The 25,810-nt window shown below is 40.9% G+C and carries 21 protein-coding genes and 1 pseudogene; 3 read left to right on the forward strand and 19 right to left on the reverse strand.

The window, feature by feature from the left end; genetic code table 11:
* Nucleotides 1-8 precede the first annotated feature (8 nt).
* From KQI87_RS10825 to KQI87_RS16835, 9 genes are all read right to left on the reverse strand, one after another.
* Nucleotides 9-1,079 carry a DUF459 domain-containing protein gene (locus KQI87_RS10825; protein WP_216460163.1) on the reverse strand — a complete coding sequence of 357 codons (1,071 nt, stop codon included), beginning with the start codon at nt 1,077-1,079 and terminating at the stop codon, nt 9-11.
* A 230-nt stretch (nt 1,080-1,309) separates the two neighbouring features.
* The gene (locus KQI87_RS10830) at nt 1,310-2,593 is read right to left on the reverse strand and encodes a sensor histidine kinase (RefSeq protein WP_216460164.1); all 1,284 of its coding nucleotides are present in this window, start codon (nt 2,591-2,593) and stop codon (nt 1,310-1,312) included.
* Between the two features lie 26 nt (nt 2,594-2,619).
* Entirely contained in the window at nt 2,620-3,333 is a 714-nt protein-coding gene (locus tag KQI87_RS10835; protein ID WP_216460165.1) for a LytR/AlgR family response regulator transcription factor, read from the reverse strand.
* Between the two features lie 517 nt (nt 3,334-3,850).
* Complete coding sequence (locus tag KQI87_RS10840; protein ID WP_216460166.1) at nt 3,851-4,954, reverse strand: InlB B-repeat-containing protein; 1,104 nt, start codon at nt 4,952-4,954, stop codon at nt 3,851-3,853.
* A 504-nt stretch (nt 4,955-5,458) separates the two neighbouring features.
* Nucleotides 5,459-7,696, reverse strand: a complete 2,238-nt coding sequence (locus KQI87_RS10845) for a DUF2298 domain-containing protein (RefSeq protein WP_216460167.1) — start codon at nt 7,694-7,696, stop codon at nt 5,459-5,461.
* Between the two features lie 200 nt (nt 7,697-7,896).
* Entirely contained in the window at nt 7,897-10,056 is a 2,160-nt protein-coding gene (locus tag KQI87_RS10850; RefSeq protein ID WP_330655789.1) for a hypothetical protein, read from the reverse strand.
* Nucleotides 10,057-10,345: 289 nt separating this feature from the next.
* Nucleotides 10,346-11,041, reverse strand: coding sequence for an N-acetylmuramoyl-L-alanine amidase (locus KQI87_RS10855; RefSeq protein ID WP_320813757.1), 696 nt, complete (start codon nt 11,039-11,041; stop codon nt 10,346-10,348).
* 215 nt (nt 11,042-11,256) lie between these two features.
* A complete protein-coding gene (locus KQI87_RS10860; RefSeq protein ID WP_216460168.1) occupies nt 11,257-12,903 on the reverse strand; it encodes a glycosyl hydrolase family 18 protein in 1,647 nt (548 codons plus the stop codon).
* Nucleotides 12,904-13,223: 320 nt separating this feature from the next.
* A complete protein-coding gene (locus KQI87_RS16835; RefSeq protein ID WP_256444823.1) occupies nt 13,224-13,355 on the reverse strand; it encodes a hypothetical protein in 132 nt (43 codons plus the stop codon).
* A 573-nt stretch (nt 13,356-13,928) separates the two neighbouring features.
* On the opposite strand from KQI87_RS16835, the gene KQI87_RS10870 reads away from it, so the two are divergent.
* Nucleotides 13,929-14,678: an adaptor protein MecA gene (locus KQI87_RS10870; protein WP_216460169.1), complete on the forward strand. Its 750-nt coding sequence runs from the start codon at nt 13,929-13,931 to the stop codon at nt 14,676-14,678.
* Nucleotides 14,679-14,852: 174 nt separating this feature from the next.
* On the opposite strand, the gene KQI87_RS10875 is transcribed toward KQI87_RS10870, so the two are convergent.
* The 6 genes from KQI87_RS10875 to KQI87_RS17245 all read right to left on the reverse strand — a co-directional run bounded on the left by KQI87_RS10875 (nt 14,853) and on the right by KQI87_RS17245 (nt 20,395).
* Nucleotides 14,853-15,053 (reverse strand): DUF1858 domain-containing protein, encoded by a 201-nt coding sequence (locus KQI87_RS10875; protein WP_216460170.1) that lies wholly within the window; start codon nt 15,051-15,053, stop codon nt 14,853-14,855.
* A gap of 179 nt (nt 15,054-15,232) precedes the next feature.
* Nucleotides 15,233-16,213, reverse strand: a complete 981-nt coding sequence (locus KQI87_RS10880; RefSeq protein WP_216460171.1) for an ABC transporter permease — start codon at nt 16,211-16,213, stop codon at nt 15,233-15,235.
* A 12-nt stretch (nt 16,214-16,225) separates the two neighbouring features.
* A complete protein-coding gene (locus tag KQI87_RS10885) occupies nt 16,226-17,305 on the reverse strand; it encodes an ABC transporter permease (protein ID WP_216460172.1) in 1,080 nt (359 codons plus the stop codon).
* Complete coding sequence (locus KQI87_RS10890; protein WP_216460173.1) at nt 17,302-18,837, reverse strand: ABC transporter ATP-binding protein; 1,536 nt, start codon at nt 18,835-18,837, stop codon at nt 17,302-17,304. The genes KQI87_RS10885 and KQI87_RS10890 overlap by 4 nt, the downstream gene beginning before the upstream one ends.
* Nucleotides 18,838-19,046: 209 nt before the next feature.
* Nucleotides 19,047-20,198 (reverse strand): BMP family ABC transporter substrate-binding protein, encoded by a 1,152-nt coding sequence (locus KQI87_RS10895; RefSeq protein ID WP_442860615.1) that lies wholly within the window; start codon nt 20,196-20,198, stop codon nt 19,047-19,049.
* A gap of 56 nt (nt 20,199-20,254) precedes the next feature.
* Nucleotides 20,255-20,395 (reverse strand): DUF6783 domain-containing protein, encoded by a 141-nt coding sequence (locus KQI87_RS17245; protein ID WP_334300735.1) that lies wholly within the window; start codon nt 20,393-20,395, stop codon nt 20,255-20,257.
* Here KQI87_RS17245 and KQI87_RS17250 point away from each other — a divergent pair.
* Both KQI87_RS17250 and KQI87_RS10900 read left to right on the forward strand, forming a co-directional pair.
* Nucleotides 20,333-20,518, forward strand: a pseudogene (locus tag KQI87_RS17250) (DUF6783 domain-containing protein); the annotation flags it as partial. The gene KQI87_RS17245 and the pseudogene KQI87_RS17250 overlap by 63 nt on opposite strands.
* 213 nt (nt 20,519-20,731) lie before the next feature.
* The gene (locus tag KQI87_RS10900) at nt 20,732-20,905 is read left to right on the forward strand and encodes a DUF362 domain-containing protein (protein ID WP_118511208.1); all 174 of its coding nucleotides are present in this window, start codon (nt 20,732-20,734) and stop codon (nt 20,903-20,905) included.
* A gap of 119 nt (nt 20,906-21,024) precedes the next feature.
* Here KQI87_RS10900 and KQI87_RS10905 read toward each other — a convergent pair whose 3' ends face one another.
* The 4 genes from KQI87_RS10905 to KQI87_RS10920 form a co-directional block, all read right to left on the reverse strand.
* On the reverse strand, nt 21,025-21,504 hold the full coding sequence (locus KQI87_RS10905; protein WP_216460175.1) for a helix-turn-helix domain-containing protein: 480 nt from the start codon (nt 21,502-21,504) through the stop codon (nt 21,025-21,027).
* 295 nt (nt 21,505-21,799) lie between these two features.
* Nucleotides 21,800-23,131, reverse strand: a complete 1,332-nt coding sequence (gene dnaB, locus KQI87_RS10910) for a replicative DNA helicase (protein WP_216460176.1) — start codon at nt 23,129-23,131, stop codon at nt 21,800-21,802.
* 22 nt (nt 23,132-23,153) lie between these two features.
* Entirely contained in the window at nt 23,154-23,600 is a 447-nt protein-coding gene (gene rplI / locus KQI87_RS10915; RefSeq protein ID WP_216460177.1) for a 50S ribosomal protein L9, read from the reverse strand.
* A complete protein-coding gene (locus tag KQI87_RS10920) occupies nt 23,597-25,648 on the reverse strand; it encodes a DHH family phosphoesterase (RefSeq protein ID WP_216460178.1) in 2,052 nt (683 codons plus the stop codon). The genes rplI and KQI87_RS10920 overlap by 4 nt, the downstream gene beginning before the upstream one ends.
* Nucleotides 25,649-25,810 lie beyond the last annotated feature (162 nt).

The following is a 25,810-nucleotide window of genomic DNA, read 5'->3' on the forward strand; positions in this document are numbered from 1 at the left end:
AAAAAGCATTATCTGATCGCATTCATACAATATTTATAGATTCTTTTATAGGTACGTGTAGAATAGTGAACGCCGTCATCTATATTTCCCTTAAACTCATTGTATGTACTGTAACCATTCTTCATCAGATATTTATAGGTATCTATCCATTGAAATCTCTTATTTAACCTGCTCTGCAATCTGTCATTAAAGTAACGTAACTGCGCTTCTTTTCGAGTTGGTTTCATTGCTGTATTTACCGGATTCACAGACATATAAAACAATCTGCAGTCACTTTCAAGTTCCTCTGCAAGAGTGTTCATACGCGCAAGATATGCATTTGCCTCGCCTTTATAATCAACCCCATTTCCGGAATTATGACTCGAAAGATCATTCACACCAAGATTAAAAATAACTGCTACGGGCTTATCTGAATCTGACTGCAGACGGGCAATTTCACTTCTCATTACTCTCTCTCCTGCTGTTTCAAACCAGCTCAGTCCCTCCCCTGTCTTACACACAAATGATACTTTTGCAACTGCATCCTTTCCATATTCCTGAAGAAGAGTTTTCTGCATAAAATACGTTCTGGAATCTCCCACAAAAATAATTCCGGAATACTCCGACAGCTGAGCTGCCAGATTATTGACCTGAATATCCGGCTCCTGTTGCCAGTTATACATAACTGCATATAAATGGGTTTTCTTCCTTACCTGTATCACCTGTCCCGCCTGATACTGCGGATTCTGAGTCTGATCCGGCTTCGTGCTCCATCCAAGAAAAGTATATCCGGTCTCGTTCTTTATTGCAGGAAGTGTCACTTTTCCATTACTGTCTGCTTTTCTTATTATCGTAGACCCATCTGCCTGATGGAAAATAACCACCTTCTGAGAAGCAGATGAAATCGCTCCTGTTCCCTCCGACGGTACCAGTGATTCATCCTTTTTATTATCCGAATATGTAAAAGATGTGAAGCTTGTGGTTCCTTTTTCCACATCGTAAACCCTTACTTTGCTGGTTTTCGCAAAAGCTGTTTGACAAAAACACGAGCTGAAACAAATCATTCCTGTCAACATTACAAAAAACAATTTTTTTACCATAATATTTATCTCCTTTCTGCTTTTCAAATTATACTACGTTTCACCTTGTAAATTTAGAACATGGCGAAAATAGCCCTAAATTTGGCGAAACTAATCTATAATAATCGAGTAGGGGAAATTTTTTTCTCCCCTCTCAGTCGAGTAAGTAAGTGGACTTTCACCACAGACTGACGGTATGCCCGTCATACGCAAAAAACAGATGGCTTTTACCATCTGTTTTTGTTATTTCATTATATAATTTCAGCAGATTTCAGCTTTTCTACCAATAACATTACTTTCACACAAAATATTTCTCCATCCCAGTTTATATTTATATCTCCTTCTTTCTCTTTTACAATTTTTTCCACATTGCCTAATCCAATTCCGTGTCTATCCACATTTTCTTTGGTTGATAATAGTTTGTTTTTTTCCATTCGCAAAACACCACTGTAACTATTTTCTACTTGTATATACAATATCCCCTGTTTTTCCCGTATAAATATACTCAGATACTTTTTTTCGGACTGTTTTGCCGCATGAATCGCATTATCAAGCAAATTTCCCAATATTACATTCAATGTAAATCCATGAATATCTAATTCTTCAGGTAATGCTACTTTCGCTCGCACATCATCTAGATTTTGCCTCGCATAATGCAATAAGTAATTCAATGTACTGTCTACCTCACTAATACCAGAACATATATATTCGTCCTCATTTACTATCTGCTTCTCCATATTATCCAGATATATCAGAATTTTATTTATATCTTCGTGTGCTGCCAGATATTTCAATTCAAAGATATGATGTTTCAAATCATGTCTCAAACTTCTAATCTTTCTCCATGATTCCTGCATAACTTCAATTTGATTCCTGTAACCTTCCATTAAAGAATGAAATTTTTCTTTCTCTGATTTCTGTTCATAATAATCCTGTAGTGCATCATACAGATAAAATATTGCAATATTAGTGATCAAAATACCAATAATTTCCATACTAATAAGTCGCTTATTATTATAATTTGCCTGCCACATACAAAATACTTCTATTATACTAAATGCTGGTACAGATAACATCATAATCCAGAGAGATGTCCTTATTGGAAACTGTCGTTCTTTCTTAAAACAAGTTCTCTCTAACAGAAACACACAAAAATATATTCCCAAACTGGTGATGCATTCTTTTATGGAACGAGTCATTTCATCATAATCTTTATATAACCCGGTTGCAGAAAAAACCAAGCTTTCAATCACTACATTAATCGAATAAATTCCAATAGCAAATACTATTTTTTTTTCTAAGCTTTCCTTATATATTAAAAGTATCAACATTAATCCCGTCAAATTTGTCATAATATTAATTATCTGATTATGAAACAGATAATATCCCCCACTTGTGAGGACTACAAAACCAGAATACATCAATATCTTCAAACGTCGCGAAACTGTTTTTAAAGGATTCATCACTTCCATAAAGCGGTAAATGGCATATGTTCTCAAAATATTCGCCATTACCCCAAGTATAATTTCCTGCATTTTTCCTCCCATTTTATAATCTTTTTCTATCCCAGTTCTAACTGCATCAGTTTTTGCTTTACACTTCCCCTATATGGCTTCGATATACTGACTATATCACCATTTATCATCTTAACCCAATCAGTTCCGTAACATTGTACATAAACGTGATTAATCAGATATGATTTATGTATTCTTAAAAACATTTTATTTGAAATCTCAGATTCTATATCATCCAATTTAGCAGAAAATTTAAATGTTTCTCCTGACTGCATGACCATATAAACAGTCTTGTTCTCACTTCTGAAATATAAAATATCTTTTATAAAAAAAACACGATTTTCTCTGTCTATCTTAACCGTTATTTTTTTTCTGTTCACAAGTTTTCTCTTCATCACTATACCTAAAGTTCTCTCTACCATTGGAAAAGTAATGGGTTTTACAAGAAAATCCATCGGTCTGCATTGAAAAAGTTTCATAGCATAATTTGTCTTAGATGATATATAAATAATCTCAGTTTCTTCATTTTCCAATTTTTCTCTTATATATTTTCCAACCTCTACACCATTACATTTCGGTAATTCAATATCCAAAAACAATAAATCTACAGAAGATGAACTTTTCAGATATTCACATAACGATTCACCATCATAAAACACATCTATATCTGCTTTTATAAAATGCTCCTGAGAATATTTTTCAATATAATTTTCCAGTTGTACACATGTACTAAATTCATCATCACATATAATAACCTGCATAACCATTTTCTCCAATCAAACGGATATTCTCAATCCGCTCCGCTACTTGTTCATAACCGAATAATTGCTTGATTCGGTGAAATCTATGCTATTTAATTGTTACTGTTCACTCCGTTCACAGTAACGTGTGAACAGTAACATTTAATTTTCTTCATTTTTGTAAGTCATCTATATTTTCAATTTATAGATATCAATACAAAAAGTAAATCCAAATATTCTATTTCCATATATATTTGTACTTCTTTTTATAGTGTATAATACTGCATTTTCTCAATCCTTTCAACTTAAATTAACTTATAAAAAGCATATTACCAACTTCTGTTTTATACAACTATAACTTGTATAATATTGACCAGAAAGACTAAAAATGAACCGTATTAAAGAATTACGTAAATTACTCGGAATTCCAATTGATTATATTTTTGAACTTTCTAATGTTAAGCACGAATGTATCCAGACTGTAACGTAAAAACAGTGGTAACCATGGACTTCATAATCCATGCTTACCACTGTTTTTCTAACTTCTGATCGCATTCATACAATATTTATAAATTCTTTTATAGGTACGTGTAGAATAGTGAACGCCATCATCTATATTTCCCTTAAATTCATTGTATGTACTGTAACCGTTTTCCATCAGATACTTATAGGTATCTATCCATTGAAATCCGTTATTTAATCCACTCTGTAATCTGTCATTAAAATAACGTAACTGTGCTTCTTTTCGGGTTGGTTTCATTGCTGTATTTACCGGGTTTACAGACATATAAAACAATCTGCAGTTACTTTCAAGTTCCTCTGCAAGAGTGTTCATACACGCAAGATATGCATTTACCTCACCTTTATAATCAACCCCATTCCCGGAATTGTGATTCGAAAGATCATTCACACCAAGATTAAAAATAACTGCTACAGGCTTATCTGAATCTGACTGCAGACGGGCAATTTCACTTCCCAACAGTCTCTCCCCCGCTGTTTCAAACCAATTCAGGCCCTCTCCTGACTTACACACAAATGATACTTTTGAAACTGCATCCTTTCCATATTCCTGAAGAAGAGCCTTCTGCAAAAAATATGTTCTGGAATCTCCCACAAAAATAACTCCGGAATACTCCGACAATTGACCTGCCAGATTACCGACCTGCATATCCGGCTCCTGTTTCCAGTTATACATAACTGCATATAAATGAGTTTTCTTCTTTACCCGTATCACCTGTCCCGCCTGATACTGCGGATTATGAGTCTGATCCGGCTTCGTGCTCCATCCAAGAAAAGTATATCCGATCTGGTTCTTTATTGCAGGAAGTGTCACTTTTCCATTACTGTCTGCTTTTCTTGTTATCGTAGTCCCATCTGCCTGATGAAAAATAACTGCCTTCTGAGAAGCAGATGAAATCGCTCCTGTTCCCTCCGACGGAGCCAGTGATTCATCCTTCTTACTATCCGAATATGTAAAAGATGTGAAGCTTGTGGTTCCTTTTTCCACATCGTAAACCCTTACTTTGCTGGTTTTCGCAAAAGCAGCTTCACAAAAAAATGAACTACAGCAAATCGCCCCTGTCAACATCATGATCACCATTTTTTTGCTATAATGTCTAACCTGAATTCTTTGTTTACTCATTTCAAAACTCTCCCTTTCTGTCATGTGAATATTCACACTCCTCATTTACTCCTACTACTTATACAGTGTCATCTTTTCATTTTTCCACTGTAGAAACATATTTTTCTTTTATATTACACATACATTATTATAATACAATCGTAATTCATATCTGTAAATTTTACTTTTTCACCTGATAATTATTTCCCCAAAACCATTCCAGTCAATAACCAGCGTAAAAAAATATTTCATTTCCTGTGCATTTGCAGGGTACTTAGATATTCTTAGCCGGCAAAATCTGCGTTATGAGAAATCAGAGACACTGTCTGAGCCGTAGGCGAGTTTGGCTCTGATTTCTCATGCCTTTAGCAGATTTTTGGCGGCTTAGAATATCTTAATGCCCGAAACCGCACAGGAAATGAAATATTTTTTTACGCGTCCCTCTTGACTGCAAAAGATTACCTCCGACGTTCTTTACAAAAATGCAAAAAATGGCGACACAAACTGCCGCCATTTTTCGCCCTCTTACTTATTAACTTTAAGAATATAAGTACTATACTCCTCATCCTGGAACACCACTTCACCAAACGCCTTCAGCACATCCTCATTCAATGCATCCCCATATTTCTCCCTCTCCTTCGATCCGACAAAAATATAAGAAACATCATACTCTTCCAGCAGTTCCTTCACATACTCCTGATCCAAAGAGGTATAAATATCCTCAATATCCGCACTCTTCTCATTCAGATCCGCAGTATCATCTCTCCACAGCCACTCATGCACATACCATCCCAGCACAGTCGGCAGCCCTGTCATAGCGGAAACACGTTCATATCCACTATAGCTGTCTCCATTCGCTTCAAGTACGACCGGCGAACCTTTCACTTTCTTCTTCAGCCATTTAATACCAGCTACATCCTCCGCGAAATCATTTGACAGGAACGATGTCGCATTCAGTCCTTTATATTCGGACGGATCCCATACCTTGCCAAACCAGGCATGTACACTGTTTCCGAAATATCCAAATGTCCAGCAAAGCAGCACCAGCCCGATCACTGACACCACCTTAAACACTTTCTTCTTCGCTGTCACCAGCATACGGAAAATACCATATCCCATCGTCATCCCAAACAACATATACGCCTGATAAGTCAGCTTAAACATGGTATTCGCTCTGGCATTTCCATTCTCGTAAATATCTCTCACATAAACAAACTCCGGAATCGCGATCAGCCCGATGGCACAGAGTCCCATAATAATTGCAAAGAGATCCGGTACAGAAATCGCTTTCATCAGTTTATATAGACTTCTGTTCGCACCGCCGCAAAGCTTCTCCCAGATAATGCAGATGATCAGCGGAACTGTCAGAACCACCGGCAGTCCCCACAGGATCAACAGCTGATGGATCATAGAATGATTCTGCGCGATTCCTACGCCCTTAAACATACTGTCAAACTGTAAAGTAAACGGCAGAGAAACAACATAGGAGATTACAATGATCTCCACTGCCTGAACCACAGTCACTGCCAGAATCTTCTTCACCTTACCATCAAACTGCACAATATTAGTAAACAGCACCACTCCACCGGTTACCACGAAATAAATAATAAAATCCCAGAAATTCGTAAACCGGAACATGCCGATCATCACTGCTGCCAGCAGGATATGCGGGATCAGTAACTGTTTTTTCCAGAACTCTTTTCGTCCCGGCTTCCTGATCATTGCTTCTCTCATCCGCACGCTTCGCATCCAGGCATAGAGAAGTCCCACCAGAAACATCACAAACATCACATTGACTACATGCGCATGAAGATCTCCCAATACAAAAGAATAGCACGGAAATTCATGGATCGTCTTGTCCGGCACATCCGGATTGTAACCGATATAGCGTGTCGCATCCGGGAACCAGTAGCTGTCCACTTCTTTTCCCTGCAGTTTCTGGATCCATGGAATGATCTTGCTGTAAACCACATAATGCATATTTCCCGCAATTGATACGGAAAGTCCTGCAATAATCCCAGATACAGCCGGTACACAACGTTTCTTTCCTGTCAGACTTCCCTTAAGCCTGTCCACAGACATCTGATGAACCAGTGAAAACGGCAGTATAAATGCAAATGCCGCCACAAAAGTACGCATTAGATTATAAGTAAGCTCCACTTTACTTCCCGTCAGCTTCGTAAGAAATACTGCGAAATACTGACCGCCATAATAATAGTTGATCGTGCCTTCGGAATACCACAGATCTCTTGCCGGGAGTGTCGTGCTTCGCATCATAGCTTCCATGAACCCATAATCCATAAACTTCTCAGTTCCGTAAGCCTGCGGACGGAATCCTGCGAAATAAGTCCACATCAGGAAAAATGCAAAGAACAAAATCTCTTCCCAGTAGATCAGCTCTCCCTTTCCATTGGGAATGCAGTCAATTCCCTTCTTCATCTGGATATGATACAGAACTCCACATACAACCGCACACGCCAGTGATACCCCGATACATGTCACAGCTGTAAAAGACAGAATCTTCACTGACACAAGCAGCCAGGTGAGAAAGCCTGTCACTGTAATCGCCAGAACTTTCGAGAACATCCAGCCTTTGTCTTCAAATCCTGCAAACAATCTTCCTGTTACAGGCATGGCAACCATTCCCATCAGGAACGCCAGCAGCCACCAGGTCCAGAATGTCCAGACATCTCCTTTTAATAAAAATGCAGACAGCCCTGTGAGGACTGCTGCAAGAAGCACTCGCGGTGCCCATTTTTTCATCCGTATCTCCTCCTCTTACCACTTATTCATTTTAATTTTACTCACGCTTTCCCTGTTTCTGTAACTTATCACTTACCTGACTCACCAAATATCTGCAATCCAATTCTAAATCAGATACAAGAAAAATTTCTGCCCAGAACGCTTTATTGTTATAGGAACATTACAGAGTAATTTCCTGTAACATAATATAAGCATCCGAATTACTCAGAAGTCTTATAAATCCGTATCCGTCCGTCTTCTGTCTCGTACACTTTCTCATACGTGGCAGCAATCATATCCTCCACACACTGCTGCTGTTCAAACTCAGAACCTTCTTCGAACAAGATATGTGTGATCTTCTCCTGTTTCACTACGTTTTTCAGTTCTTCGCTGTCCGTTGTGGTATAAATAGTCACCGCCTGCGCTGCCCTGTAGTTCGTGTCGTATCCTGCCGACCATGCATAATACGGCCAGCCGCAATAGAGCATCGCCCCAGACATTGTCACTTCATTCATGCTGTACTCCGGAGTCAGCAGCAAATCATTTTTCTCCAGATTCTCTGCCAGCCATTTCGTCAGATCACTGTTCATATTTACAGTCACACGTCTGCCCGATCCATTGTCCTTTATGATTACCACAAAATCATAAATACCGGTTATACTCAGACATAAAGCTAATACTACAGCCAGTATCTTTCCCGTAATTCTTAATGCCTTAGACTTACCTGATTTATTTAACTTCTTTGCATCTATTCTCTGCTCTCCTGTTGTTTCAGCACCTATGACTGCAATTTCCATTGTGTCAGACCGGAGAGATCCGCTCCACAGACTGCATACCGACCATGCCCAGAAAATTGCCAGAAATGCATAAGAAATCATAATATATTTATGATTTACATTAATATCCGGTGTCATTAAAAGTACAAATGCGAAGATCGTTGGAAAAAGAAATCCCATCAGGATCGTTCGTTCCCGTCTCCTCATAAACCACACCAGCACTGCCAGACCAAGAAAAAAGATCCCGCTCATCCAGAACAGATACTTGATGACTCCCAAGACTGTCTTCTCTTCTGCCAGAAATCCAAGATAAATCTGCGGACTCATCGCACTTCCTGAAATGAAAATCTTCGTCTGAAGCCAGGAAAAGAAAATCGTAACAGCCGCTGTAACAGCATAATCAATTTTTCCGTCCGAAAAAACTGCAAATCCGCATAGGATCAGCAGTCCGCCGATTACTGCTGCTCCGTTCCAGAATGCACATAAGCCAAGAAACAATCCCATAAGCAACGCCTGCTCCAGATTTCTGCTCTTCCAGCCCTCTTTTGAAAAAATACGATTCTTCATCCAGAGGAAACCTTTTTCCTTATGGGCAGTCCCTGCTTCCAGCCAATCCATAAACAGATACAATGCCAATGTCACCAGCAGAAGTCCAAACGCCAGATGTCTCTGATTCAGATAAACATTAAAATTCCACAATCCCCAGTTTTCATTGGCGGTATATCCAATAAAAGTCGTATTTTCACTTAAAGTTTCCAGCAGATCACCTGCCTGAATATGCTCCCATGCAAATCGGAAAAATGCCATTCCGCTTCTGAAGAAAAACAGAAAAAGCGTTACCACTCCACCGCACATTTTTCCCGTAATCCTCAATGCAAGCTGATACAGCAGCATGAGAAATCCTAGAAGCGAAGCAACACTTACAATATTGTAAGCGAAATCCATCCGTAATCCAAGATATTCCAGATTTCCGGACAGAAACTGAAACATAAAGTGATATTTCACATCTGCCCCGCCATAATGCGGATACTGTGTGGGGAAATTATTTCCAAAGGAAAAAGAACGCATCATTGCCGTATGCGGTGCATAATCTCCATATACAGTCAGTCCGGAATATAGAATACCGTCTTTTATATAAAAGACGTAGAACATCATATATGTAATAAACACTGCCAGCAATCCAAACAGAATCGCTTCTCTCTTAAAAGTTTTTTTATTGCTTATCAGCTTCTCTGTCGTTTTGATTCTTATCTTCTTACTTTCTTCGCTCCCCGCCGCTGTCCTCTTATGGCTTCGTACTGCTGTCAATATCAGAAGCAATGCTGTCCCCGTCATGGCAATCGCATTTCCGTATAACAATGGATTCGTAACTTTGCCAACTACACTGAAAAACCAGGAAATAATGTACACTGTCCATGTCAATAAAAGGATTCCTGCACCAAATGAAGCCGGAAGTATCAGCCAGATCCGATTAACGCCAGGTACACTTCTCCTTTCTTCCGTCAGCATCTTCGACACTTCATATCCTAACATTCCTGCCAGGATCAGATAAATAATTCCAAGCATAATCTCTCCCTGTGCTCTTTCTACCTTAAATATTGTCAAACGGATAAAATCATCCGCTTCGCTACTTGCTCATAACCAAATAACTGCTCCGCAGTTTATCAGAAGGAGCTCGCACTCCTCCTGCTACAAGCAAGTCCCCACCCACTGCCTATTGCTTTTCGCAATTGAAGCAGGGGGCTTACCTGATTTTGTTAAATCGCTATCAGTATAGCAAAAAACTCTACTTATTAAAAGCATGTTCACATAAATTAAACATTTTGTCGTCCGAATTATTTCTGCCCCATTGTCGTTTACGCCATATTTCTACATACATACTCTGAAACCGCATTTATTCTTTCAGATATGCGTCAATCCCCTTAGCTACCGCTTCTGCCACCTTTTTCTGATATTCTTCTGTCTGAAGAAGTTCTGCTTCTTTGGGATTAGTCAGAAAACCGCATTCCACAATATTCAGCACACTTTCACTTCTCTTCAACAGATAATACGTTTTATTTCCTTTTGCCACTCTCGGACGTGCCACTTCCAGTCCTGTATTTAATTCTTTCTGGATCAGTTCTGCCAGTTCTTTGCCCTGCGCTGAATCTTCATAATAAAATACCTGCGGTCCATAAACTTCAGAATCCTGATAACTGTTCTGATGAATACTTACACATAATACCGGTCTGCATTCCTTGATTATAGCAATTCTTCGCTGCATATCCTGCGCTTTCTGGTTTCTACTGTCCTCATCGTAAAGGCCCTTATCCTCCTCGCGCGTCATAACCACTGTATATCCTTTTTCTTCAAGAATCGCCTTCAGCTTTACTGCGATCTGCAGGTTGATTCCTTTTTCCTCCAACCCTCCCACTCCTATCATCCCGGGATCAGCTCCGCCGTGCCCCACATCCACCAGAACTGTTCTGGAATTGTCTGCCGTGCTCATTGTTCCTGCTACCTGTGCCGCCTGCTTCGACAGAATCAGGAAACTCACAAGCAACAGACACGCCATCAGAAACTCCATTCCATACCTTTTCATATAATTCATATAAAAAACACCTCCGGACATATTTATAGTTCCCGGGAAATATCTCTTTCCCCGGACTGCTATACTTAATATATGTCTCAGAAGGTGTTTTTAGAGCCTGTATGAAAATCTCACACAGTTATTTCTAGTTTATTCCATTTTCAAAACAATAGTAACTGTTCAGTACCTTCACAGTGAACTGCTGAATAGTTACAAATAATATTCTGTTATATTGATTAGTTCAGATTATCCGAAATTACCTGCCAGATTCCGCTGTTCTCGAATCCAAGCTTCCATGCAGAAACTCCTGCAAGATTGTATTTGGACACAAGCTTCACTTTCTCTGCAATAGACTGGGAATCTTCCAGCCAGATCTGATAGGTCGAATTATCAATATCATAAGTTCCATAATTCTGGGATGTTGTCTTATCCCAGTAAGTTTCTACATTATTCTCAGCGATTACCTGCTGTGCCTGATCCATACCAATGGCTTCACTGGTCACATTTCCGCCAGTTGTTCTCCAAAGCCTGGTATAAAACGGTACTGCATTGATCACACGCTCTGCCGGAACCTCTGCCAGTGTATCCTGTACACCCTGCTCTACCCAGGGAAGAGATGCCACAGAACCCGCATCGGAACCTACATAGTGCTCATCATATCCCATAATAATTACATAGTCCACAACTCTGCCCTGCTCTGCACGGTCATAATGACTGGTAAAGTCTTCCGGAACCGGATTATCTACAGAGAGAACCAGATTGTTCTTATGGCACTCTATGGAAAGCTCTCTCAGGAATTCCAGAAAATGAATCCCCACATCTTCACTGAGAGATTCAAAGTCCACATTGATGCCATCCATTCCCACGCCTGTAGCAGCCTGGATCAGCTGACTGATAATGTTCTGTCGTGCCGCTGTGCTGGAAAGAGTTTCTGTTGTGCTCACATCCTGTGTAAAGTTGTCAATGAGCCCCCATACTTTAAGTCCTTTTTCATGTGCCTGAGCTACATAATCTGCGCTGGCAATACTTGCAATATTTCCGGATGTATCTGTCAGATAAAACCAAGTCGGTGAAATTACATTTACACCTGTCATATTCGCAGTTGCATCTGCAAAATATGCATTTGCATCTGTGGAAGTCACCTGATGCCATACCATATTGACTTTCTCATCCATTGTCAGATATGAATACTGCTCTCCTTCAAAATTCCTCTCGAAAGTTGTCTCTGAAGCTTTTCCAACTTTCTTCTTATCTATATAACCAATATATCCATTATCTGTCGCTACCTGATCCCAGTTGTCCAACTCCTCAATCAGACGAAGCTGCGTTCCCTTCTTTACAGAAGTAATGATTTTAGACTTAATTCCTCCGCGGTAACGGATACTTGTATTCTTCTTGACTTCTACTGTCTTAATATTATCGAAGTTATACTGAATGGAAACCCTGTATGGTTCTTTAGAAATATATGCGTCTATATCCGTATACTGCTGTATATAGGAAAGATTCAGATATACGGTACCATCTTTCAGCCATACCTGATCACCTGCTTCGGAAGCTGCCGATACAGAAGTAAGTTCAGAAGGTGTGGCATAAAGTACTTTCTGATCTGCTGAATCCCAGTAATATCTCTGATTCAGATATGTATTTACCACATCCAGAGGTAAATAAACTCTGTCTCCGTCGATAAGACCGCGGTCTTCCAGCTTCTCTGTTCCAAGAATCAGTGCAATCTCCCCGTCTGCCACCTGTCCGTAATATTCATTTAAGTCCATTTTCTCTGTGGAAGGAACATATTTCATTACGACATGGCTGACAATTCCGATCACAGCTACCAGCAAGACCAGAACCACAACTGCAACTATCGGTTTATACTTTTTGTCCATATTATTCTTCCTTTCGGTAAAATTGTTGCCGTTCGGTCTAAGTATACCATAAATGATTACAATTGTATTGCTTTTCATATTTTTTTTATATTTAGATTGTGCCGACAAGCTGATTCTTGAAACAATCTTGCAGGATAAATTTTTTATTTCAAGGCATGCTGCCTGAATGTTTCCTGTTTACTTCGTTCTCATGTAATACACTTCACAGAATAGTGGTGTGTAAACAGGAACTATGCAGAGACATTATGAACATCGGGGGACTGTACCATAACTTTTTTCAGGCAGCCTTTATCTTTTGTGCTTTCTGCTATTTTCTTTTGTTATTTCTCTTTGACGAAATCGAAATCTACACGAGCGATTCGTCCTTTTTCATCCTCCACGTAATCCCGCATATAACCACCGCCCTCTGCAATCTGACAGGCTTTTGCAATTGATTTTGGGTTACTGATCATACCGTCGAGATACAGGGAAATCCCCTGATCACAGTAACTTTTAAGTTCATTTTCCAGTGGTTTACGCAGGGCTTTCTTTTTTGCACGTGATATATTTTCCGTAAGCTTACCTCCTTTCTCTGAAAAATCATGATTTTAGAAAGCACCTTATCGGCTGTTGAAAAAACAATATCCCTGCTGTACTTATTTATCCTGGGAAATTTACCTGTGTACTGCCACGGCAGGAACGCCGCATGAATGATCGACAGCAAGGTTTAGAAAAAATAATCTTATAGGTTAATGTTCTGACTCTCTTATAGGAACCGCAGGTCCATTGCTTCTTCTGCCTATTATTATACCTGTTTTCTGTTTTGATGCAAGGACTTTTATTCATTTATGTGTTTTTTTCGTTTTTGTTTCCAAAAATTTAATATTTAGGAAGATTCCTTATCTTTACATTTTGCAGTTTCCTGTTATATAATATAGTGTATAAAATTATATTTGCAGAAAAGCTTTCTGCAGCACATATTATACAGCAGAAGGATTTTAATAATCCGGCAATTCTGCAACGTTATTTAGATAGGATGTGACAACATGAAAATAGAAAAAATCAACGACAACCAGATACGCTGCACTTTGACAAGAGAAGATCTTGAAAGTCATCAGATCCGTATCAGTGAATTAGCATATGGCACAGATAAAGCCAAGAAACTTTTCCGCGATATGATGCAGCAGGCCCAGATACAGTTTGGTTTTGAAGCAGATAATATCCCATTAATGATTGAAGCGATTCCGGTCAGCACTGAGAGCATCATCCTGATCATCACAAAAGTAGAGGATCCGGAAGAACTCGACACACGCTTCTCCAAATTCGCTCCGTTTAAGGGTAATGAGAAGACAGACACTGTCCAGCTTGACGGCGCAGACAATATCATCGATATTTTCCAGAAGCTTTATGAAGCTAAAGTAAAGAGTGCACAGGCTAAAGAGAAAACCTCTTCCAGAACTACTGCTCCGGCAGATAAGGATAATACAACTCAGGTTCCTGATGTAAATCTTATCCGGCTTTACGAATTTGAAACACTGGACGATGTGATCGATGCAGCTCATGGACTGAATGGTTATTTTGCAGGTTCCAATACTCTGTACAAAGATCCTGCTGATGAAATTTACAAACTGGTCATCCACCAGTCTTCTCTCTCACCTGAAGAATTTAATAAAGTATGCAATATTCTCACCGAATATGGTCGCGGAAAGGCATTCACTGTTTCCGGTGAAGCTTATCTGAAAGAGCACGGTGAACTGATCTCAGTTTCTGCACTGCAGCAGCTGGTACAATTATAATCACAATGAGCATTTCTGTAATACCAAAAGAGCAGAAATGCTCTTTTTATATTTAAAAGGAGTAAATTCTGTCTTCAGAACTTCAAATCTATGGAGAACGCTTCAGCAGCCAAAAATGGGAGGTTCCGATATATTCAGAACCTCCCATTTATATGTCAGTTTTGTGCTGACTGATTATTCACCAAGAAAATCGTTGATCTGGTTAACAAGAACGTCTGCGTCCAGTCCGTGAACCATAGCAGCCTCTTCCAGAGATTCCATCTGAGAAGATGGGCATCCAAGGCAATGCATTCCTGCTCTCATAAGAATTGGTGCGATATTTGCGTCAATCTGAAGAAGCTGACCGATCAGCATATCTTTTGATACTTTAGCCATTGTAAATTTCCTCCTTAATTTTACTCAGCATTTATCGTTTCCATATTTTCTGCCCTGCATTCATTCTGCACAACATCCGCATATGGCACTTTCTGCTCAGCTTTATATAGCTTCTGATATTATAATACTATTTTACTCTGGAATCAACAGCAATCTCTGATTTTTATTATCAGATTTTATCATCTTTCTTCCCTGAAATACGGAAGTCCCAGCGCAGCCGGCGGCTGATGTTCTTTCTTCTTTCGGAAGCTTGTAAATACAAGTACGATAATGGTTACCACATATGGCAGTGCCTTAAATACTTCCTGCATGCTTCGGCCAAGTCCCGGAATATACAGATACAGGATGTAAAGAGCTCCAAACAGAAATGCTCCCCAGATGGCATTCAGTGGTTTCCAAAGCGCGAAGATTACCAGTGCAACTGCAAGCCATCCTCTGTCTCCGAATCCATTGTCTGTCCAGGTTCCGCCCGAATATTCCATTACGAAATAAAGTCCGCCAAGTCCTGCCAGACCAGCACCGATACAGGTTGACAGATATTTGTACTTGATAACATTGATACCTGCAGCATCTGCAGTTCCCGGATTCTCACCGATGGCACGGAGGCTTAATCCCGCTCTTGTTTTAAAGAGGAAATAGGATAACACAACTGCTGCAATGATGCAGAGATATGTCAGGAATCCATAGTTAAACAAAATTCCTCCAATAACCGGAATCTTCGATAATCCCGGAATTTTTGCCGTATAGGCACTCCCTGTTACTTTTACGGAAATCTGACCAACACCGCCTGCAAGCTTGGAGATGGAACCACCGAAGAAGTTACCAAAACCTGTACCAAAGATTGTCAGCGCAAGACCTGTTACATTCTGATTTACACGAAGTGTGATAGTCAGGATACTATAGATCAGTCCGCCGATCGCTGCACATGCAAATGCACATAAGAACGATATCAGAACACCTACAAGGGCATTGGGATTCGGATTGTCTTTTTCATAAAGGAAGGCTCCCATCAGACCGGAAATACCGCCCATATACATAATTCCCGGAATACCCAGGTTCAGGTTACCGGATTTCTCTGTCATAATTTCACCAAGCGCACCGTACAGAATACAGATGCCCTGGACAATTGCTTTTTGAATAAAAATGATCAGTACACTCATTGCATCTACCTCCTATTTCTTTGCACGCTTTACTCTGTAGTTAATAAAGAATTCCGCTCCGATGAGGAAAAACAGGATAATTCCCAGAAGAACATCGGAAGCATTCTCATTCAGTCCATACTGTGTTGCGATCTGTACAGCACCCTGATCCATAAACACGATACCAAAGGAAACTGCAACCATGATAAATGTATTAAACTTGGAAAGCCATGCAACAATGATCGCAGTAAAGCCACGACCGCCTGCAGTTGCAGTGGAAATTGTATGGCTGGCACCGCTGACAATAACGAAACCTGCGATACCGCAGATCGCACCGGAGATTGCCATTGTACGGACAATGACTTTTCTTACCTGGATACCTGCGTATCTGGCAGTGTTTTCACTCTCGCCTACAACTGCGATCTCATAACCCTGTTTGCAGTATTTCAGGTAAATGAACATTCCCACTGTCAGGATCAGAACAATCACTACATTCCAGCCGTATTTCTGACCAAACAGTTCCGGGAGCCATCCGGCTTTTGTTGCCTGATTGATAATACCAACTGTATTAGATCCTTTTGGGTTTTCCCAGAATACGATGCAGTAGGTAACCACCTGCATGGCAACGTAGTTCAGCATCAGAGTAAACAGTGTTTCATTGGTATTCCAGCGTGCCTTAAAGACCGCAGGGATCATTCCCCAGATCATTCCGCCGACTGCACTCGCCACAAACATCACAATCAGAAGCAGACCTGTCGGCATTTTGTCTCCTGCGTAGATCATAACCGCTGCGGAACATGCACCACCGATCAGGATCTGTCCCTCAGCACCAATGTTCCAGAATTTCATTTTAAATGCAGGTGCCAGACCAATGGAGATGCACAACAGAACCATGGTATCTCGTATTGTCTGCCAGAGACGGCGTTCTGAGCCCATGGCGCCATCCCAGATTGCCTTGTATACATCAACAGGATTCATCTTCACCAGTGCCACGATCACCGCACCGCATACGATCAGTGCCAGTATCAGAGCTATAAAACGAATCAGAAGACGCTCCTGCCATCCGGCTTTATTTCTTCTTTTACTTACCTGTAAGAAAGGTTCTTTCTTCATGCCTGTGTCCCTCCTTTTTCATGTTTCGTCATAAGAAGGCCGATTTCTTCTTTTGTTGCAGTTCTTCCGTCTGCAATCCCGCTGATCTTTCCGCCGCAGAATACTGCAATCCTGTCACAAAGTTCGAGAACGACATCCAGATCCTCGATTACGCAGACTACTGCAACTCCCTTTTTCTTCTGTTCATTCAGAAGTTTGTAGATTACATGAGAAGTATTGATATCCACACCTCGGGTAGGGAATGCGACCAGAAGCACCTTCGGATTCTGGGCAATCTCTCTTCCTACCAGAACTTTCTGGACATTTCCTCCAGACATCTGACGGACAGGTGCGGAAATACTCGGGGTCATAACTTCAAGCTGCTCTTTGATTTTCAGAGCCAGAGCTTTCGGGCCTTTTCGATCCAGGAACGGGCCTTTTCCGTTGCGGTAACTTCTGAGCATCATATTATCTGTCATATCCATGTCACCCACAAGTCCCATACCGATACGGTCTTCCGGTACAAAGGCAAGACTGATTCCTGCTTTATTAATGGAAATGGAATCCATTCCTGCAAGTTCCATTCCTTTTCCGTTGTCGTCCAGCAGGCTGATGGAACCGCTCTCTATCTCCTGCAGGCCTGCGATGGCTTCCAGGAATTCTTTCTGGCCGCTTCCTGAAATACCGGCAATACCAAGGATTTCACCTGTATTAACATCAAGGTCAATATCATCCAGTGTTTTTACATCATCTTTATTCTTGCAGTTCAGGCCTTTGACCACCAGTCTTTTCTTCACATCTTTTAGTTCCGGGCGGTCAATGTTCAGGTCTACTCTGTTTCCTACCATCATCTCTGACAGACTCTGTACATTTGCCTGTGCAGTTTCCACGGTATCTATGTATTTACCTTTTCTGAGGATTGCAACACGGTCAGACAACGCCAAAACCTCCTGCAGTTTATGGGTGATGATCATAATGGAACATCCGTCTTTGCGCATGTTTCTCAGGATGTCAAATAAACGGTCGGCTTCCTGAGGTGTCAGAACTGCAGTCGGCTCATCCAGGATCAGGATCCTTGCTCCGCGGTACAGCATCTTTACGATCTCTACGGTCTGTTTCTGGGATACGGACATTTCATAGATCTTCTGTGACAGATCCAGTTCAAATCCATATTTATCTACCAGTTTCTGGATATCCTCTGTAATCTTCTTCATATCCAGCTTTCCTTTGCCCGGAAGACCCAGAATGATATTCTCTGCTGCTGTCAGTATATCTACCAGTTTAAAATGCTGATGTACCATACCGATTCCCAGTTCATAGGAATCTTTTGGTGAGCGGATGGTTACTTCATTCCCATTTACAAAAATATGTCCTTCATCCGGATAATAAATTCCATAGATCATATTCATCAGAGTAGTCTTGCCGCTTCCGTTTTCCCCCAGGATTGCAAGAATCTCTGATTTTCTCAGTGTGAGATTTACATGGTCATTTGCCTGGACCGAACCAAACCGCTTGGAAATATCTCTAAGTTCAAGTGCGTAGTTTTCTCCCACTATTATTCCCTCCTTTTCTCTGAACGCAATTACATCTGCTAATGCATCTGCTCATACTTGTGAATTATGGAGCAACTGTTATTACGCCGAAAGTCTTCCATAATACAGCAAAAGAAACCTCCCGTCAGGAGACTTCCTTTGCGCGTATGATACACGTACGATATGAAAAAAGCAGGGCTGCCGACAAGCAGCCCCGCCCGTTTCATTGCTTATTCTGTGATAGATGTAATTCCATCGATTGCTACATCAAATGCCGGTGCTGAACCATATTCTGATTCATGGAAATATCCGTCAGAAACATATTCCTGTCCGTCTTTCTCATATGTATCAAGTTCTTTGCCGTCTACTGTAAATGTAGAAGTATCAAATACATGAAGAGAACCATCGCTGAGCGCATCTTCTACTTCTTTTACTTTATCTTCTGTGCCTTCTGCTACAACTTTGTCATTGAGAGGTGTGATCTTGTCTGCGCCTTCTGCAAATCCTTTACACCAGTCAGTGTCAATTGTTGTACCATCGATCATGCACTGTACTGCATATGTGTAATATACACCCCAGTCCATAGATGCGGAAGTAAGTGCTGTGTTAGGAGCAACAGATGTCATATCAATGTTATAACCTACACAAGGAACGCCTGCTGCTTCACAAGCTGTAGGAGCACCTGTTGTATCTGCATGCTGGCTGATCAGTACACATCCGTCAGAGATCAGAGCATCTGCGCATTCTTTCTCAAGGTCGAAGCTTGCCCAGCTGTTTGTATATTTCACTTCCATTGTTACGGATGGGCATACACTCTTTGCACCAAGGTAGAAAGAAGTATAACCGGAAATAACCTCTGCATATGGGAATGCACCTACATAACCGATCTTGCATGCATCTTCTTTTACTGTGCCGTCTGCGATCATCTCATTCAGTTTCAGACCAGCTACCACACCAGATACATAACGTGCTTCGTAGATATTTGTAAAGTAGTTATGCATATTGGAAAGTCCGCTGGATGCTGCCTGAGTTCCTGTTGCATGACAGAACTGTACGTCCGGATATTCTCCTGCTGCTTCGAGGATATAAGTCTCATGTCCGAAGCTGTTTGCAAAAATAATCTGGCATCCCTGGTCTGCAAGGTCTGCTGCTGCATCGTAACATCCCTCATCTTCGCCGATCAGAGTTTTCTCAATAACCTGTGAATCGTCAAGTCCAAGGTTCTCTACCATTTCGTCGATTCCTGCCATATGAGCTGCAGTATAGCCTTCATTCTCATCACCGATATAGATTGCACCAATCTTCAGATCTTCTTTCGCGATCCCTGCACCACCTTCGCTGTCGTCACTGGCAAATACGGGTGCACTCATAGAAACTGCCATTACTGCTGCAAGTCCAATTGCTAATGCTTTTCTCATTCTTCTTTCCTCCATTCTTTCTACGCTCTAGAGCATGTTTGAAAAAGGCTTTCTGCAAGATGTGCGTCACAATTTGTGGGAGATTTTGTTCGGATGAGGGCGTCGTAGCGGGCTACGACAACCGAATTCGGGCAAAATATACCGCAAAGTGGGGCGTGCAGATTGCGGGAATGATTTTTCAAACACGCTCACTCCTGTTACGGAATAAAAGAGGCACAACCCTGTTTGTTATGCCTCTTTGCAAGTATCTTTACTATACCTTTCTATTCGGAAATTGTCAATAAATTCAAAAAAATCGTACTATTTTTTTGATACTCTTATTTTTTTTGTATATTAACAGACTATTGTCAGTGCAAATAAAGTAAGTGTGTTCTAACTCGATATTATTTTATTAATGTATCTGATTTTATACTTGTAATTCCGACAAAGATATATTAAAATGTTCGTAGAACCCAAAGAGGTACTAAAACGTTATTATAATAAGGAGGATTATAATTATGGCATATGTAATTTCAGACGAATGTGTAAGCTGTGGAACTTGCGAAAGCGAATGTCCAGCAGAAGCTATCTCTCAGGGAGATGAGCATTTCGTAATCGACGCTGACGCTTGCTTAGACTGTGGAACATGCGCAGAAGCCTGTCCAACAGAAGCTATTCATCCAGCAGAATAATTTACGGATATAAAAACAGCTCCATTTCTGTTTCGGCGGAAATGGAGCTATTTTTTTCTCTATTATTGTAATTTGTATATTATTATCACTAAATGAATTGCGTGTTATTATTGTAATCTTCAAAAATGTCTCTTCCTGAGTTTTTTATTCTTTTTACTGTTTCTCTCTAATGTCACAGCTGCTTCTTTTCTTGCAAGCTGACGATTACGGATTGCTTCATCCAGATCACGACACTGGTCTTCTCCTTCTTTTTTCATATGTAGTTCCTGAGCGATCAGACGCTCCAGGATTTTCTGGAATTCAAGAAGCTTCTCCCTCTCAGGTTCTTCATCTTCAAGGAGTCTCACCTTACTCTCTGTACTTCCCGGTGCAGTCCGCGAAATCCTTGGAATCAGTTCTTTGATCGCACGTAAGGCAAGTCCTCTTTTCTTAAGTTCTTTGATATTAGCCAGAAGCGTAATATCATTTCCAGTGTAGTAACGATGTCCCTGCTCATTCCTGCCTATCCTCAGCTCAAGCTCCTCCTCCCAATAACGGAGAACCGAAGCCCTTACTCCAAGGATATCTGCTGCCTGTGTCACAGTGTACCGCTGCTCCATGCTACCCCTCCTGTCCATAGAACTTCTGCGTTACTGTCCACACGCCGCTATCAAACAAGATGTGCATACACATGCAAAAATCCCGTAAGCTCTTTCTATTTCGTATAAACAGCAACAAGTCTCTTACTCTCTATTATAGAAATGCAGACAATGGAATGCAAGAAAATTCCATTGACAAACTCTTCTGAAAAATCTCCTGAAACGTGAAAACAGAACGGCTGATTCCGGCATTCGCCTTTACAGTCGTCCTGTTGACATCTTTCTTTAGTAACTGTTCAATCCCTTTACTGTTACTTTATTTCTTCATATTTACAAACTGTGTATACCTCGGCAGCCATACAAGTTCTACGGTACCGATCGGACCATTTCTCTGTTTGGCTATGATAACCTCGGCAATATCCTTCTTCTCTGTATCCTTATGATAATAATCATCCCTGTAAAGGAACATTACCACATCGGCATCCTGCTCGATAGCTCCTGATTCTCGAAGGTCAGACAGCATCGGTCTGTGATCTGGACGCTGTTCTACTGCACGGCTAAGCTGCGACAGGGCAATTACTGGAACACTCAGTTCTCTGGCCAGTGCCTTAAGCGAACGGGAAATCTCTGAAATCTCCTGCTGACGGGAATCGCTTCTCTTTCCACCACCACTCATCAACTGAAGGTAGTCGATCATGATGATCCCGAGATTATGCTCCAGTTTATATTTACGGCATATAGAACGCATTTCTGTAACAGAAATTCCCGGTGTATCCTCGATAAACAGAGGCGCATTACCAATCGTATTCGCAGCTTCTACCAGCTTTGTCCAGTCATCATCTTTCAGATTACCAGTTCGCATATTCTGGGAGTCTACATGTGCTTCCATAGCGATCAGTCGGTTAACCAGCTGGACTTTTGACATTTCCAGACTGAAGATCAGTACAGGTACCTGCTTACGGCATGCCATATAATTTGCGATATTCAGTACAAAAGCAGTTTTTCCCATAGACGGACGTGCCGCGATCAGCACCAGATCTGATGGATGCATACCTGAAGTCTTATAATCCAGATCAATAAATCCGGTAGGAATACCTGTTACAGAACCTTTCAGCTTGGACGCTTTCTCGATATTGTTGATGGCTTCAAGAACAATCTGCTGGATCGGTATAAATTCTTCGTGTCCGCGTCTCTGAAGAATATCAAACAGTTTCTTCTCTGCTTCGTCCAGAATTACTTCTGTGCTCTCTTTCTCCAGATAACAGGTATTAGCAATCTCCTCGTTTACTCTTATCAATCTCCTGAGAACAGCTTTCTCACTTACGATAATTGCATATTCCTTTACGTTGGCAGAGGTCGGAACATGTTCGATCAGATCACGCACATATTCCATACTGCTAATATCCGGCGGAAGTTCTTTTTCCTTTAGTCTGTTCTGAAGAGTTATGACATCAACCGGTTTTCCCTCATTGAACAACTCAACCATTGCATCAAATATAATCCCATATTGCTTCTGATAGAAATCATCACCTGTAATTATTTCTGATGCTATAAGGATTGCCTCTCTATCCATAAGCATTGCCCCGATTACTGACTGCTCAGCATCTATGCTATGAGGCAGTATTCTCTTAATCAGCGCTTCTTCCATTGTTTATCCCTCCTGGAAGATCTCAGGCTTCTTTTACCCATACTTTAAGAGTTCCTGTTACCTTAGGATGTAATTTAACCGGCACCTGAGTAACGCCCAGTACACGGATTGGCTCAGGAAGCTGAAGTTTCTTTTTATCAATGTCAAGATTTAACTGTTTCTTTGCAGCTTCAGAAATTTCCTTAGAAGAAACAGAACCAAATGTTCTTCCACCTTCTCCTGTTTTCAAAGTAAGGATGATTTCTTTTGTTTCAAGATCTTTGGCAAATGCCTGTGCTGCTTCGTATACTTCTTTAGCAACTTTCTCTTCGTTTGCTTTCTGAAGTTTCAGATCATTTAAGTTCTTAGGGGTAGCTTCCAGACCCAGTTTCTTAGGAAGGATCATATTTCTTGCATATCCGTCGCTTACGTTTACAATCTGTCCTTTTTTTCCAAGTGCTTTTACGTCTTCAAGTAAGATTACTTTCATTTCTTGTTTTCCTCCTGATATTCCTGATCTATGATGTCTTTGAGCATTCTCTCTACTTCATCCGGAGAAGCTTTTACCTGGGCACCGGCGATATTCATATGTCCGCCTCCGCCCATCTTTTCCATCATTACCTGTACATTGATCTCATCAATGGCACGGGCACTGACATAAACTTCATTATTGTACTGAGTCAGTACAAAGGATGCCTTTACTCCTGCAATATTCAGAAGTTCGTTGGCTGCCTGGGCACCTACCACTGTAGGGCTGTCCAGATTTTCACTCGGGCATCTGGAAATAGCAAAACATTCTCTGTAAATGTGTGCTGTTCTCACTGCCTCCGCACGTGCCTGATAAGACTTCAGATCATCTCTTAAAAGCTTACGTACTCTGGTCACGTCTGCTCCGCTTCTTCTTAAGAATGCAGCGGCTTCAAAAGTACGTACACCTGCACGTGTTGTAAAGTTATTCGTATCGATCATAATACCTGCATACAGGCAGTCTGCCTCAATATTGCGGATGCGCAGATCATCTGAGAAATACTGCAGGATCTCTGCTACCATCTCACAGGCTGAGGATGCATACGGCTCTACATAAGAAAGTACAGCATTCTCAATAACTTCGCTGCCGCGTCTGTGGTGATCCAGGACAACAACTGTCTTAGTCATGTACAGCAGATCTTCACATTCTGTATAGCTCGGTCTGTTGGTATCAACAACAACTACTACTGTATTATTATCTACCAGATCCTTTGCCTGCTGGCTGTCAACAAACATGGACGGTTCATAATCCGGATTGTTCTTATATTCTGCGATCAGCGGTCTGATAGATTTAGTCGGATCATTTACTACGATATGAACTGGTTTTCCAAGAGTTTTACCGGCACGATAGATACCGATTCCGGCACCCAGCGCATCCACATCTGTGATCTTATGTCCCATGACTACGACACGATCCTTGGTACTCATAAATTCCTTCAGAGCCTGAGCTTTGACACGGGCTTTGACACGGGTGGTCTTCTCCATCTGCTGGGTCTTGCCGCCATAATAGGTAATGTTATTTCCATTCTTGATGACAACCTGGTCGCCGCCGCGTCCAAGTGCCATTTCAATAGCGATTCGGGAATACTCATAATTCTGGATATAAGTAGCAGCGTTAAGTCCGACACCGATACTTAAGGTGATCGCCATTTCATTTCCGATATTAACGGTCTTGACTTCGTCCAGAATGTGGAATCTCTGCTCTTTGAGAGCTTCCAGTGAACTCTGGCGCATGATAAGGAAATATTTATCCTTCTCAAGCTTCTTTACAAGACCATCGAAATTAGAAAAATATTTCGTGATCTTTCGGTCGATCAGCGCGATCAAAAGAGAACGTCTTACGTCTTCTACACTCTCCAGTGCCTCTTCGTAATTATCCAGATAAGCCAGTGCTACGACAAGCTTATCATCTTCGTTCTTTTTGATATACTCTTTCAGTTCTGTATTGTCATACATATACATGGCAATCAGACTGACATTCTTGTCTATATCTTCAAAGATTTCACTGCCTGCTATGATCTCGCCAAGTTCTACGCGCTGCATGGATATGCGGTAGATTCTCTCTCCGAACTGGGTACTGATTTCGCTGATTTCTTTCTTTCCTGCAACCGGCAGTTTATCTGCTGTTACATCAGAAAAAATCGTGTTAATATTCTTCTTATAAAACTGGTCTCTTCCTGTCAGCTCTGCAAAAACTTTGTTTGACCAGATCATTCTGCCATTCATATCCATGATGGCATAGGGCAAAGCCAGTTCCTCAAGGATTCTCTTCTCAAGTGAATCGTATTGGTTAGCAAAGGCTATCAGTTCATTTACGATGAATGGTCTGTGGCATCGAAGTACAACTACTGCGATTCCTACGTAAATGAGGATTCCAGCAGATACAATGATACCCGCCTTTACGCTGGTAAAATATACCAGGATGTTAAGTACGATCAACAAAGCTGAGAGAATCAAAGGCCACCTCATAAATGCTTTCATGTGCCCTTTTAGTTTCAGTTTATCACTCATGTCTTTCTTTCCGTTCTTTACTTCTGTTGTTTTGGTACAGGGGGGATAAAACGCCCTTTGGGTTGTATTATAACAGATTTGTTGGGGATTTACCATAGTAAGTAGAGGGACGCGAAAAAAATAATTGTGTTGGGGCACGGCTTCGAAGGCTAATAATACTAC

It is taken from the genome of Blautia sp. MSJ-9 (assembly GCF_018919065.1).
Classification (GTDB): Bacteria; Bacillota; Clostridia; order Lachnospirales; family Lachnospiraceae; genus Blautia_A.